The following is a 13,921-nucleotide window of genomic DNA, read 5'->3' as shown; positions in this document are numbered from 1 at the left end:
CACCTGCGAGCAGCGAGTTGACGCGCCCGAGCCGCCGTCGACTCGATGATGAACGCCGGACTGCCGATGAATGTGAATCGATGGTCGTCACAATCTGTAGTCGTCCCCCCGGATCTAGTTCCTATTTCGACGATAGGGCTCAAGGCCCGCTGTGGTGATCAGTTGAGCATTTCACGATCTGCATGGGACGTAATCAGCCACTCCGCGGCGAGAATTGTGGTCCACCGGGCGGGATTTCGCCCTCATGTTGCCCACCACCGGCGTATGACCCCTTCTGCTTCCTTACCGCGCGGGGAGAAGTCCAGCGGTTCGGCTTCGGTGTGCGGCGGCGTCGCCCACACCCACCAGAAGACCCCGGCCCAGAACGGCTGGCCGCTGGCGGCCGCGAGCAGCGCTTGATACGCCGCCGCCTGTTCCGCCTGCGCCGGTATCTTGCTGATGCGCCAGCTGGACGGGTCCGTCGCGGTCCCCTGCTGGCTGGTGTAACCGGCCTCGGTGAACAGGATCCTGCGGTTGTATTTGGCCGACAGCGCCGCGATACGGGGGGTGAAGGACTCGACGGCCTGCTGTAGCGCCTGTACATCCGTTGTGGGCGTCGCGCTCAGGGGCGCGTAGACGTCCAGGCCGATCAGATCGAGGGCGTCCCAGAACGGGACCCGCTCCCAGTCGGTGCTCGACGCGTAGGTCAGTTGGCCGCCGTACCGTTCCCGCACTGCCTGGATCACTCCCAGCCATCCCGGTCGGTCGTCGGTCATCATGGCCAGCTCGGTGGCGATGGCGAACTGCTCGACCCCGAGGCGCTGCGCCATGGTCGCGTAGTGGGTGATGAAAGCGGTATACGAGGCGAACCACGCCGGACGGTCCTGCGCGGCAATCTTGTTGCTGCCCTGCGGTGTCAGATTGAGGTGAGGTTTGAGCAGTACTTTCAGCCCCAGTTGGTGAGCCAGCGTGATCGCCCGCTCCTGCCCGGAGTCGCTGACCGTCCTGTCCGTTCGGTAGATGTCGCTGGAGCTGGGCGTCGCCTGATACCAGGTTGGCGTGAACTGAACCCAGTTTGCGCCCAGCGCACGAATCTCCCTCAGGGACTGTTCGACTCCCGGTCCGTCGTAGCCGGTCACCTCCCAGGTCGGCAACGCGAACCCTCGCTGTTGTCCGGCGGGCACTTCGGCATCCGAAGACTTGCAGCCGAGCGACATGGCCAGCACTGCGATGACCGCCAGGCAAATCGCCACCGCCTTGGCCCGCTGTGCTGGTCGCCGCCATTCAGAGATGTTCGACACGCGGGCCTCCTATTCGATGGCGGCAGTCAAGGACGAGTTTCGAGTGCTCGACGACCGCGTCGTAGTCGAACGCATCGTGGTCGGTCAGCAGCACGACGGCGTCGGCCGCGGCGAGTTCGTCCTTGGTGACTTCGACGCGCATCAGCAGCCCGTCGACAGAGGTGGTCTCGACCACGTAGGGGTCGGCGCCGCGAACCTCGGCGCCCATCCCGGCGAGCAGTTGTGCCACCCGCACCGACGGAGACTCGCGCGCGTCGCCGGTGTTCTTCTTGTAGGACAGACCCAGTAGCAGGATCCGCGACCCGTTCACCGAACGCTGCTGGTCGTTCAGCGCCATCGTGACGCGGCGCACCACGTGGTCGGGCATGTGTTCATTGATGTCATTGGCCAACTCGACGAACCGGAAATTGTGACCGAGGGTGCGTTCCACACACCAGGACAGATACGAGGGGTCGATCGGCAGGCAGTGGCCGCCGACGCCTGGGCCGGGTGTGAAGCGCATGAACCCGAACGGCTTCGTCGCGGCAGCGTCGATCGCTTCCCAGACGTCGATGCCGAGCTCATGCGCGAATATCGCGATCTCGTTGACGAGCGCAATGTTGACGTGCCGGAAGGTGTTTTCCAGCAACTTGGCCAGTTCGGCCTCGCGTGGTGAGGCGACCGGGACGGTGGTGTCCACGATCGTGTCGTAGAACCCCTGGATGGATGCCAGCGAGGCCTCGTCGACCCCCGAGACGATTTTCGGTGTGTTGACCAGCGTCCAGGTGGCATTGCCCGGGTCGATGCGCTCGGGGCTGAACCCGAGGTGGAAGTCGCTGCCCGCGATCAGACCGGAGCCGTCCTCGAGAATCGGGGCGACCAGCTCCTGGGTGGTCCCGGGATACGTCGTGGACTCCACGATGACGGTCGCACCGGGCCGCAGATAGCGCGCGAGTGTCTGCGCGGACTCCTCGATGTAGCGCAAGTCAGGCACACCCTCGCGCAGCGGTGTCGGAACAGCGATGATTGCGACGTCGAAGCCCTCGCACGCGCTGGCGTCCGACGACGGGTGGAATGTGCCGGCCGCCAAGATCGCGTCCAATTCCTCGTCGGAGATGTCTTCGATGTAGGAAGCCCCGACCAGCAGCCGCTTCATCCGGTTCTCGTCGATGTCGTATGCGACCACATGATGGCCGACCTGCGCCGCTCGGACCGACAGCGGTAGGCCTACGTAGCCTTGGCCGACAACCGCGACTTTCACGAGCGACCTCCTCGGTACCGCCGGACGCCATGACGGTTACCGACCGTGAGCAGTGAGACGGCCCGCTTGGCCTCGAGTCGCCACGACGTGTCCTTCGCGAGCACGGACGTCCGGGGGATCGCGTGGCGACTGATCTCGGTGCCGGCCTGCACCGCGCAGGCATAGTCGTAGCCTGCGGCGCGCGCCGCCTCGACGACGCGCGCATCCAGGTAGCCATACGGATAGCAGAACCCCGGAACATCGCCAGAGAGCAACTCCTGCAGGATCTCTCGGCTTTGGACAACCTCCGATCTCAGCATCTCGTCGTCCGTCTTCACCAACGAGATGTGCTTGAGGCCGTGCGATCCGATCTCCATGCCGGCCTCCGCGATCTGTTTCACCTCGTCGGCGGTCAACAGCGCCTTGTTCGGCCCGGGCCGGCTCCACTCGTTCTGCCCGCCGAGCCGTCCGGCGAGAATGAAAAGCGTTGCGGTGTAACCGTGTCGCTGCAGCACCGGCAGCGCATTGGGGATGAAGTCCTGATAGCCATCGTCGAATGTCAAGCCGACGAGCCCGCGTGCCCGGCCCTCCGCCCTGGCCTCGAGGAGTTCGCGCATCGAGACGCCCCGCAGCCCCCTTCGGCGGAGCCAGCGCATCTGTCTCTCGAACCGTTGCGGAGTCATGGTCACCTGGTATGGATCTTCGTCGTACGGTGCGACTGAGTGATACATCCACACCAGCGGAAAGGTGTTCAGCTCGCGGGATGTGGAGGTGCCTCCGGCGATGGACGCGGTCATGCTCAGATCTCTTCTCTATCGTAGGGCCGACTCGGTCGAAATCCACTGGTGAACAATGGCGTTGGTTCGGGGTTGGTGACGGCTGCGTTGGCGTCCAGGGCTCGCAGATACACCTCGTCGAGCTGGGGCATCACCTGGGACAGCGTGAAGCGAGCGGCTTTGGCCGGTCCGGCCGCCCCCAGCCGCAACCGCAATGGTTCGTCCTCGAGGATGCGACGTACGGCGCCGGCCAGCGCTTCCGCGTCTCCCGGCGGCACGTGCAGCCCCTCGACCTCGTCTGTGACGATGTCGAGCAGCCCGCCCAGGGCCGAGACCACGCACGGGGTACCCGCGGCCAGACACTCCACAGCGACGCGCCCGAATCCCTCGGGAACCACGCTCGGTACGACGCCGACGACGGCGTGTCGCCACGCGGCGATCACATCCGGCATCGCGACGTTGGTCGCGACGATCACCCCGGGCCGGTCCTCGATCGGGAAATCGTTGCGGGGCAGGCCCGCGAGAACCAGCGGAATGTCGAAACCATCGGCATGAAGGCGTTTGTGGGCATCGAGCAGGACGTCTACGCCCTTGTGGACACCGAGCGCGCCCGCGTAGAAGATGTACGGCCCGTCGGCCGGGACGAAACCGGGTCGCTGTTCGGTCCGCTCGTCGTTGGCGAGCGCGATCAGTTGATCGTCGATGAAGGTGGGGATCACCGTCATCGGCCCTCTGTCTGCGGGGCGCGGCGCTGAACCGCGTGCTGCGAGTGCAGAGGACGTGGCTGTCCACTGCGCGACGTCGCGGTGCCGTCGCGATCCCAATTGATGCAGGCCTGCGGCCAACGGAATTCCCTTGAGGCCGTATTGCGAATGGGCACAACCGATGCACTTGACCAGGCCCGGTTCCGAACACACGCTCTTGCCGCGATACAGCATCACCTTGGTGGCGCAGACCTGACTGTGATCGTGTGCGCTCGCTACCACCGGGATGCCCATGCGGCTGGCGGTGCCGAGCACGCTGTAGAGAATCCAGCCACGGACGTTGATGACGTCCGGGCGGAACTGCCGAACCAGGCGGGCGAAAGCATGCGCGAACGTGGGGTCCGGAACCGGTGGGAAGAACCGATGGGTCGTCGACTCGTAGGCGCCGGGAAGATGGGCCATCGCCATCGGCAGCCGGTGCACTTCCACTCCGTCCATGTCTTCGCGGGCCGGCGCGTCCGGGTGCTCGGCCGCCACCACCGCTACCGAACGGCCGTGCCGCACCTGCTCGCGGGCCAGTGCGTGGATCGACAGCTCCAGGCCCCCGACGTTGGGGAGGAAACTGTCGGTCGCGTGCAGGATGCGCAACCCGTGAAGCCGGCCACTTGTCATGGCAACCCCTGTCGCCCGGCGATGAGAGGATCGGGCGTCGGGACCGGCGTCGTCAGAGGTGCGACCGGCGGCGCCTCGAAGAGGAATCGGCGTGTGCCCACCGCGGCGAATACCGCCGCGGTGATCGTCTGCGCGACCACCGCGGCCAGGGCGGCGCCGATGACGCCCGTATGCAGCATCAGGAACCACGCCCCGCCCACCATCATGATCGCCTGGGTCACGGTCAAGAGGGTGATGATGCGCAGTCGTCCCTGAACTCGGAAGATCGACATCGAGATGTTGATCATCGCGTCCGGGAAGGTCGCCATCAGCAGCACGATGAGCAGCGTGCTGCAGCTGGTGTATTCGCTGCCGAAGAAGCCGAGCACCTGCTTGGCGAATACGCAGGTACCGGTTACGGGCACGACCAGAAGCACTCCGATCAGGAGCATCGCGCGTCGTGCCTGCGCCTGGAGCCGTCCGGGATCGCCGGCGCAGTCGGCCAGCAGGGCATTGGACACCGCAGCAGAGACAGCGAGGAAAACGCTCGCGATCATCACAGTTACGGCGTAATGGCCGAGTTGCCTGGCGGGAAATATCGCGGCGGCCAGGATCGGCATGATGAACGCCGGTGACCGGACCGCGAGCACGGCGACGTGGTCCCAGCCGACTGTCCGGCTGATGCGTGTCAACCACTCCATGCGAGGCCGGAACCGGAAATCCGGGTTGGCACGGCGCAGCAGTACGAAGGCGATGGTGTCGGAGACCACCAGAGATGCCACGTAGATGACGAGCATGGTGTGCGTCGCGCCGCTGTCGATGGTTGCCGCCAGTGCCCCGAGCGTCACCATCGACGCGATGGTGCCCAGCCGTAGCACGGCTCCTGCGCTACTGGCGTACAGCGAGAATTCGGCCCGGCGTACACCCAGCAATGACGCATTGATCACCATCTGCATCGCCGTGGCCACAGAACCGGTGACCAGCAACGCTACGAGCCATCCGGTGCCGACTGTGGTGTGCACCCGGGTAGGCAGGAGAAACGCTCCGACGGCGCCGACCGTTCCGGAAGCGATGGCGGTGACGACGAACGCTGTGCTGCACAGGCCGCTGCGGTCGTCCGAGCTGGCACCGGGCAGAAGTCGCGTGAGGAACGGCAGGAAACCGGCAACACAGACGATCGCGACCAACGTGATCCCCGAGATCACCGTGTTTGCGATGCCGATGGCGCCGGGAGAGACGTGGCGTGCGCACAGCGTCCAGTAGACGAAGCCGAGGACCGACGTGACATTGGTGAGGGCGAGGAGGGCGAAGCTATTTCCCACCAGACCACGGGACTTCGGCGTGCGCTCGGTACTCATCGGGCGCACCAACTGTCCGGGAACATCGCTTGCACCTGCATGCCCGACACCTGGTCACGCACGGTCAGTTTGGCGGTCTGGCCCGAGGTGCACAGCATCGGACGGGCATTGGGGTCCAACACGACGTTCAGCGTCGCTTGGGTCGCCGAGGTCTCCGAAGCTTCGATCCGGCTGGAAGCGGGCACCGGGCGCCCGGTCGCGTCGGCGACGGTGAAGTCGGCACGCTCGAAGAGACGGCCCCCCTCCGGGCCGATCGCGTTCAGTGCGAATGCCAGGTCCGCGCCGGCCGGCGCCGTAATCTGCTCCGCGCTGATCACCGACGGCATCCGCTGCGCCGGGGACCAGATTGCGCTCGTGAGCTGGATCGCGCCGAAGGCCGCAGCCACCACGGCGAATGCCGCCACGATCTGGACGAGCTGACGCTTCGTCGTGACCGCGGGCAGCTTGGGCTTGCTCAGCGTCCCGAGGGTCACGAGCAGTGCGCCGCAGAGCACGATCAGCCAGTCCAGCCGCCGGATGTGCTCGTAGTTCATGTCAGATGTCCAGACCCGCATCCACACCCAGATCGCGGCGTGCGCGCCCACGGTCCCGACGATGGCCGGTATGAGAACGCGAATCCACCGCCGGGAGGGCCACCGCGACAGGCCGAGCGCCACACCGATCAGTACGGCGGTGGTCGCTGCGACGGTCGCGATGAGCAGGCCGCCCGTGGTGACCTTGGCTCCCTCTCCGGAACGGTGGATGACAGGTCCGAGCACCGCGTACCAGATCAGCGTCGTCGCGATGCGAGTACCCAGCCACGCCGGCTGACCAGCCCCGGTGCGTGCGACGAGCGCCGACAACCACACCCCGGGAACCAGCCACAGTCCGGTGACACCGCACAGCAGCGATGCCCAACCGACGACATCGGCGGGTGGTGCGAACAATGAAGGCGGCGCGAACAGTGAACCGTGTTCCGGTTGGATCCATTGCGCTGTCAGCAGACAGCCGATGCCGAAGAGCGACCACGCGAGGAGTCGTAATCTGTCCCTCGACCTCGGCGTCAGGCGGCGCTGTGAATCCGCAAGCTGCCGGCGGTGTCGCGCGCGCCGCAGGAGGCGGCTCTGCGCGGCCGGTTGGTCCAGTTCCTCGTCCCGTGAGTGTTGCACGGACGGACCCGCCGCCTCGTCGTCCGTCCGATAGGTGACGCTCATGTCGCCGGCACCTCGCAGCTGACGGCTTTTGTGCGACTGAGGGCACCGCGGTCGACCCCGTACACCGTCAGCGTCCCGGCTGCGAACACACCCTTGAGCCATGGCAGGCAGTTGAATCGGTCGAGAGCCGCTTGCGGCACCACCGTGTTGGCGCCGCGTCCCGGCTCATCCTTCACAAACCAAGTACCGCTCTTCGGGATGGTGGTCGCCATCCTGGAGTCGACCACGAAGAATCCGATCTTGGAATCCCATATCTGCTTGAGCACCTCGGGACGTACCGGGCCCGGACTCATGTACATCTCCCAGATGGGAAACGTCTTGCTGGGTCGCAAAGCAGACATTCTCCCGATCGAACCGACCAGGGTTGAGACGTACCTGTCAGCCATTACCGGGGTGTCGGCCGGCACGTGTGTCGCGAACCAATCAGCTACTGCTCGGCCCTCGTTGGACGCCGCTCGGGCGTCATCGCCGACGTTCGCGCTGCCCGGGAACCGGTGTGACACATTGACACCCAGCGCAGCGCCCCCGAAAACCAGGACTATGTAGACGGCGACCGCAGCGCTGACCCGGAAACGGGGCTGGGCCAATGTGAGTGCCGCCCGCGACCATCTGGCGGCCAGCACGCCAGGGGTCCGCGGCCCGAAAGACCACGCGAAGCCGCACACGACCGCGATCCCGATGAAGCTGAACCCCCATGATCGATGTGCGCCCTCGGCGCCTCCCGCAGTCAGCAACATCGGCATGCTCCCGAAGAACATCGCCCCGACCACCGCGAATGCCCATGGCGTGGAGCCGATCCGGCGCCGGTTGCGCCATAGAACCGCGAGAGCCCACAGGAACAACCCCAACGTCACGACGGGGAACAGGTAACCACTGATGATCTCGTACATCGGGTTTTGGGCGTTGGCGAACAGCGACCGCTGACCGCTGGTGGACTTACTGACACCTTCGAGGATCCGTTGCAGCTGTGCGTAACCCTCGCTCAGCGCAGGCCCGAGGTAGTTGATCAGCCATTCGTATTTGCCGGTCCACCAATACGCAATCGACGCCATCAGACAGCACCAGATCAGCACCAGCGGCCAGATCCGCTCCCGCCGGGCCTCGAGGGTGCCGGCCGCCACTCGGGGAAACCAGGGCACGAGCCTGGTGCCGATGAGCACCATCAAAATCAGCAGGAGCATGATCGTGCTGAGATGGTGCATCATCGGCACCACGGCCACGACCAGCACCGCGCCCGCGATCGCCCTGATGGCCGGTCGTTGCGTGCCGCGGCCGGCGGCGACGGTCGCCGCCAGACACCACACGATCAGCGGTGAGGCCAGGCTCTCGTACGAAAAGGCGACGTTGAAGTACATCCAGGAAGGGTTCAGCGAATAGACGACCGCGCCGACCGCCGCCCCGTTGGCAGGGACATTCACCATCCGGACGAGCTGGTAGATCCCTAGCAGGGACAGGATGTGCGCCAGGACCACCACGGCCATTGCGGCGAACCAGAGGGGGACTTCGCCAAGATGGGCGAAGGCGCTGGCAACCTGATGAAGACCGAAGAACTCCTTGGTGATCGGCAACAGTTTGACGGTGTGGCCGACATCGCCGTTGATGTAGGTCTCCATGGCCTGCCGCAAGTGGATGTACTCGTCGGAGCCCACGGGCTGCGCGAAGTGCAGCACCCTCGGCACCATGCTGTACAAGCCCATGCCGATCAGGGCGAGGGCCCGGATCGCGCCGGCGGTGCGGCGTGCGCAGGCCAGCCAGACGAGCGGCATCATGCCGCCCAGGAAGCCGGCCCAGTACAGGGCGAACATCAGGTTGTCGGGCTGCTCCAAACCCGCGGCATGGTGGTGGGAGAAAACGATCAAGGCTCCGCCGACGGCCGGCATCACCACAGCCAGAGCGATACGGAGTCGATGTGCGTTCGATCCTGCCCGATCCGTGCGGCATTTAGGGGCCGACGGCCGGGCCGGTTCAGACTCTGGGACCGTGTCCAGCGTTGTCGTCACACCCGACTCGCAATCTGGCTGACTTCTGCAAGTGTCTCGAGTAACTGCTGTGCCACCTCGGCGCATTGCGGCAACGCACACTCGGAGGCGCGCTGCGTGCGCGAACCGGGGGTCGACAACATTCGAACGATCGCCTCGGCATAGCGCGAGGCCGCCTCGGAATCAGAGTCGGTGTGCGCACACAGACGGACGGCAGCGCGCTCTCCCGCACGCTCGGCGACCTCTCGATGGGCAGGAATGTCGCTTGCCACCACCGGCAGCCCTGAGAGCAGTGCTTCGGCGAGTCCGATCCCGTACGCCTCCTGTTGACTTGCTGTGGCGTACAGGGATGCCGACGCCCACCAATCCCCGAGTGTCTTTTCGTCCACGAATCCGGTGAAAGTCACTGCCCGGTCTGCGTTGAGCGCAGCGGCGAGGGCTCGCAGCGAGCCGAGGGCGGCACCGTCTCCGACCACCACTAGATGCGCGGGCTCGCCGTGGTCACGCAGCTGCGCGATCGCACGAATCAGAAGGTCGGTGCGCTTGTACGTTTCCTGCCGGGCGACGGTCAACACGACGCGTCGATCTGCGCACGGTAGCGGCAGGCCGAGTCTGGGTTTCGCGACGGCCGGCGGGATGATCACGAGTTTGTCCGCCGATACCCGGCCGGCGAAGTCTCGAAGAACCAGTCTCGCTTCAGCTTGCGTGTCGACGACTACGCGTCGACTCGCCGCCATGAGCCGACGACCGGCAGGCCGGTAGGCGTAGTGGAGCACATGACGTACACGGGTGTGTCCGACACCGTGGTAGTGCGGAGTGAGAACCACTGGCGCCGTGGTTCGCTCAGCGCCCAGCCATGCCAGCGGAGTGTGGTAACTGTGCAACCAGACGACGTCGAAGCGCCCCGGTATGGCTGCGGCGCGCGCCGCCGCAGGCGCAGATACATCGAAAACGTCTCCGAGCGGAAGCGGGTGACGCTCGATGGCGTATCCGTCGAGCAGCTCCCGTCTCGGCAGGGCGGCGCTACGCGGCGCCTGGGTGACGACGGTGACCTCTGCACCTTCTGCTGCCAGCGCGGCGGCCGCAGAAGCCACGTAGGTTTCGATGCCTCCCCGGAAAGGCGCGAAACGTGGGACGAGAATCCCAACCCGCAACGCGGACTTCGTCATGCCCCCGCTCCTTGTCGGCCTGGACGTCGGCCTATACGTTTCTTCTGCTCGACGCTCGCCCGGCTCTGTAGGAAAGACCCAGCGCTCAGCGTTGGACAAGTCCGTCTACTAGGCATTGATCCACCCCCCGGCCGAGCTCCTGAGGTGACGGGCCCGCTCCCCCAAGCGCGCCCGTCAATCACGCAGTTATCCCGACGCGCTTGCCGGAGCTGACCTGCCTGCGGACTGATTGCACGACTCGACCGCTCAGCCCGGACCGGTGCTCTCGCAGTACCGTCCGCAGCACTCTGATGCCATCCCGTACCGAATGAAGGTTTGACTTGCCGGCACGACGCGGGAGCTCAAGGCTCGGCACCTCAGCAACGCGCAGGCCGGCCTGCATCGCGCGGACCACCATCTCGGCCTCGATCTCGAAGCCGGTCGCAGACAGAGCCAGCACATCCAGGTAGCGCCGGTGGAAGCCGCAGAAGCCGTAGCACAAGTCCGTCAGGTCAGTGCGATAAAGCGAGTTGAAGACGCCGAGAAGGAAGCGGTTGCCCATCCGCCGGAAGCTGGTGATGTCCAAAGATCCACCCCCGGAGATGAATCGAGAACCCTTGACGAAGTCGTAGCCGTTGGCCAGGAAATGCAGATAGTGGGTTATCTCGTCGGGCGTCATGCTGCCGTCCGCATCCATCATCACGATGACGTCGCCCGCGGCAGCCAGGAAGCCGGCCCTCAGCGCATCGCCCTTGCCGACGCCCTTCTGAGACACCACTTTGATGTCCGGGCGGCAGCGTCGCGCAGTGACCAGGGTGGCGTCGGTGGAGTTCCCGTCGACGAGAATTACTTCGTCGATGTCGTCGTCGATCTGATTCAGGACCCAGGCGATGTTTCGCGCCTCATTCTTGACTGGAATGACAAGGCTGACAGTTAGGGACGTAGCCGACTCCGGCACCCTCTCGCGCTTGTGCACGTTCCCGATGTGGGCAACGTCCTGGACGTGAACGCTGCGATTGGCTGAGTGCGCGACAGGCGCCGCCCCGCTATGCCCGTTATTTGAAATATGCCCCGCCATACCCGCCCCCTGCGCATTGGCCTGCGATTTCAGTGAAGACCAATGAATTAGCTGTTAACGAACTCGACCGCTTATTCGCCCCGTGACGGACCTGACGCTAGCACCAAGAAATGTGGCCTGCAACACTGCTTATGGCACTTTTTAGCCCAGCAGGCGCCGACTGTTTGCATAGTCAATAAGCCGCGCGATCAATATTAGCTGCGTGTTTGCTAGCGATACTTCGAGCCATCGCTGAAGCGATTATGGCAGTCTGCGCCAGGAATGCATTCGTGACCTGCACGTTCGGAGGCAACCCGCATTGGCCAGGCCCCGGGCAGCCGCGGTTAAGCCGTTTGCTGAATGGCAGCGTCTACTTCCGTTCGACGCTCAGGAATCGGAAATCCCGACCCAACGGAAGTTGGCGAACAGAGTTGCTCTCAGGCGGTCGAACGCTCTTGGCGCATCGAGCGGACTCAGCCTTGCCTCCCGGTCTGCACCTTGCCGGGACAGACACGGCGGTAACGGCGCCGGACGATTGCCAGCAGCAAAACACGCGACGCACCGACCCACAGCATCCCCGCGGTCTTCTATCGAGGTTTCGCGCGACAAGTCGAACACGTGCTGTCAGCGGTTGATTACCGAACAGGGATTCGGCTAGGTCATCAAGGCCGCCGATGACCTGATCGCCCTCGCCACGTGCCTCGAGCTGGCGACGGTCACCACACCGAAACCGTCATTGCCCCCGACGCACTCTTGCCTCCGTTGTCCGTCACAGTGACAGCGATGGTGCGGGTGGTCCACCCGCCCTGATTCGCCCAGAACGTCACTGCCCACAGCGCCTGCTCGTACTGCTCCACCGTTGCAGTCCCTGACAAGGTCAGGGTCTTGGAACCTGAATCCCAGAACGCGGTCACCGGATTGCCGGCGGGCTGCACGTAACCGAGGGTGTCATTCGGCTGGACAAACGCAGTGACCTTCAGGGTGGCCCCCGTCAGGATGCCGAGGTCATCGCTGATGTCGAGCGTTACGACTGGGTTCATCGGCGGGTCGTTGCGGTCGTAGGACCTACCACCGGTAATCCACAGTCCCGGGGCGGAGTTCTCCCGAACTGATGCAGTCGCAATGCCGTTGAGCACGCCAGAACTACTCACCCCTGTTTCGTCCGTCACTGATACAGAGATGCCTCTGACCAACAGGACACCGCCTGTGCCGGAGAAAGTGACCGATCGGAGCGCTTCTTCGTATTGAGCCTTGGTCCCCGGCCCGGTCAACGTCAGAGTCTTGCTGGAGCCGTCCCACGACGCGGTGATAGGACTTCCGGCCGGCCGGAGATAGCCGAGCGTATCTCCGCTCTGTGCAAGGGTTTCGATAGTCACGCGTGCCGAGGAGAACACCTCCGAATCGGCATCGGTGATTGTGACCGACGACAGCAACTTGACCGGTTCTGTTCCGATGGTGTGCGTCGGCGAACCGACCGTCACCACCGACGGCGGTAGCGAGTACCGAACGTTGGCTGTCGCGCCACCGGGTAGCACACTGTCGACGTCGGTGTCGTCCGTGACCGTCACCGAGATACCGCGGACCAGTCCCGCTCCCCCAGTCGCGGAGAACGTGACGGCCTCCAAGGCCTGCTCATACTGGGCCTTGGTCGCGACTCCTGACAGCGTGAGTGTCCGACTGGCAGCGTTCCATGTTGCCGTGATCGGGTTTCCGGCGGCCACAACGTAATCCAGACGGTCACCGGACTGACCCAGCGAGACGATCTTGACCTCTGCCTTCGACATGTAGTCGGAATCCGCATCGGCGATGCTGACAGACGACAACAATTTCACCGGCGCTGTACCGATGGTGTACGTCGGGGCTCCGATGGTCGTCACCGACGGAGGCAATCCCACCACATTGACCACTGCAGATGCCGGCACCAAGGACTTGACGCTGGTTTCGTCGATGACGTGGATCTGGATGCCTCGTGACAGGCCGCCCTGATTCGTCGTGAATGTGACGGCCTTGATGGCTTCCTCGTACTGGGCCTTGCTTGCCACCCCGGACAGCGTCAACGTCCGGGTTCCGGCATCCCAGGTGCCGATGATCAAACTACCGCTTGGGGCAGCGTAATTGAGGACATCGCCAGCCTGATAGGCGGACGCTATGAGGATCGTGGCGCCGGAGAGGTTGTCCGAGTCGAGATCACTGATGTCCACCGCGGACACCACCTTCACCGGCGACCCGCCCAACCGGAAGAACGGTGTGCCGAACGCTGTCACGGTCGGCGGTAATCCGATCACCGTCACTGTGGCCGAACCCGGAACCACACTGCGCACCTGCACGTCGTCGGTGACGTGGATGGAGATCCCACGGGCGATCCCGCCCTCGGTCGTGGAGAACGTGACAGCTTTGATCGCGTCCTCGTACTGGGCCTTGCTCGCCACTGAACCGTCCCGGGTTTCATGCACCCTCAGGTTTCTGTGATCCGGCCGGTCTACCGGTCACGAGTTGGGAATAGTAGCGGGCTTCGGCTTCGGCCGGCGGAATGCGTCCGAGGCGGTGCATCAGGCG

General features: G+C 64.7%; 11 protein-coding genes. 1 reads left to right on the top strand and 10 read right to left on the bottom strand.

From position 1 onward, the window contains the following. Positions 1–242: 242 nt before the first annotated feature. From ACTWP6_RS03160 to ACTWP6_RS03115, 10 genes are all read right to left on the bottom strand, one after another. The gene (locus ACTWP6_RS03160; protein ID WP_443186786.1) at positions 243–1,280 is read right to left on the bottom strand and encodes a glycoside hydrolase family 113; all 1,038 of its coding nucleotides are present in this window, start codon (positions 1,278–1,280) and stop codon (positions 243–245) included. Next, on the bottom strand, positions 1,264–2,520 hold the full coding sequence (locus ACTWP6_RS03155; protein WP_260755313.1) for a nucleotide sugar dehydrogenase: 1,257 nt from the start codon (positions 2,518–2,520) through the stop codon (positions 1,264–1,266). Before ACTWP6_RS03155 ends, ACTWP6_RS03160 begins: the two co-directional genes overlap by 17 nt. Beyond that, positions 2,517–3,296, bottom strand: a complete 780-nt coding sequence (locus ACTWP6_RS03150) for a polysaccharide deacetylase family protein (RefSeq protein ID WP_443186785.1) — start codon at positions 3,294–3,296, stop codon at positions 2,517–2,519. Before ACTWP6_RS03150 ends, ACTWP6_RS03155 begins: the two co-directional genes overlap by 4 nt. Positions 3,297–3,298: 2 nt before the next feature. Beyond that, entirely contained in the window at positions 3,299–4,651 is a 1,353-nt protein-coding gene (locus tag ACTWP6_RS03145) for a glycosyltransferase family 4 protein (protein ID WP_443186784.1), read from the bottom strand. Next, entirely contained in the window at positions 4,648–5,988 is a 1,341-nt protein-coding gene (locus tag ACTWP6_RS03140; RefSeq protein WP_443186783.1) for a lipopolysaccharide biosynthesis protein, read from the bottom strand. The genes ACTWP6_RS03145 and ACTWP6_RS03140 overlap by 4 nt, the downstream gene beginning before the upstream one ends. After that, a complete protein-coding gene (locus ACTWP6_RS03135) occupies positions 5,985–7,181 on the bottom strand; it encodes a hypothetical protein (protein WP_443186782.1) in 1,197 nt (398 codons plus the stop codon). The genes ACTWP6_RS03140 and ACTWP6_RS03135 overlap by 4 nt, the downstream gene beginning before the upstream one ends. Beyond that, complete coding sequence (locus ACTWP6_RS03130; RefSeq protein WP_260755318.1) at positions 7,178–9,067, bottom strand: hypothetical protein; 1,890 nt, start codon at positions 9,065–9,067, stop codon at positions 7,178–7,180. The genes ACTWP6_RS03135 and ACTWP6_RS03130 overlap by 4 nt, the downstream gene beginning before the upstream one ends. Positions 9,068–9,177: 110 nt before the next feature. After that, the gene (locus ACTWP6_RS03125; protein ID WP_260755320.1) at positions 9,178–10,329 is read right to left on the bottom strand and encodes a glycosyltransferase family 4 protein; all 1,152 of its coding nucleotides are present in this window, start codon (positions 10,327–10,329) and stop codon (positions 9,178–9,180) included. Between the two features lie 178 nt (positions 10,330–10,507). Next, positions 10,508–11,284, bottom strand: a complete 777-nt coding sequence (locus ACTWP6_RS03120) for a glycosyltransferase family 2 protein (RefSeq protein WP_443186781.1) — start codon at positions 11,282–11,284, stop codon at positions 10,508–10,510. A gap of 797 nt (positions 11,285–12,081) precedes the next feature. Further along, positions 12,082–13,575, bottom strand: coding sequence for a hypothetical protein (locus tag ACTWP6_RS03115; protein WP_443186780.1), 1,494 nt, complete (start codon positions 13,573–13,575; stop codon positions 12,082–12,084). Here ACTWP6_RS03115 and ACTWP6_RS03110 point away from each other — a divergent pair. Then, a complete protein-coding gene (locus tag ACTWP6_RS03110) occupies positions 13,559–13,834 on the top strand; it encodes a hypothetical protein (protein WP_443186779.1) in 276 nt (91 codons plus the stop codon). The two genes, ACTWP6_RS03115 and ACTWP6_RS03110, sit on opposite strands and share 17 nt — an antisense overlap. Positions 13,835–13,921 lie beyond the last annotated feature (87 nt).

This window comes from Mycobacterium sp. 4D054, assembly GCF_052245755.1.
Classification (GTDB): domain Bacteria; phylum Actinomycetota; class Actinomycetes; order Mycobacteriales; family Mycobacteriaceae; genus Mycobacterium.
The sequence above is the reverse complement of the archived record's forward strand: the minus strand, read 5'-3'. Positions and strand labels throughout refer to the sequence as shown.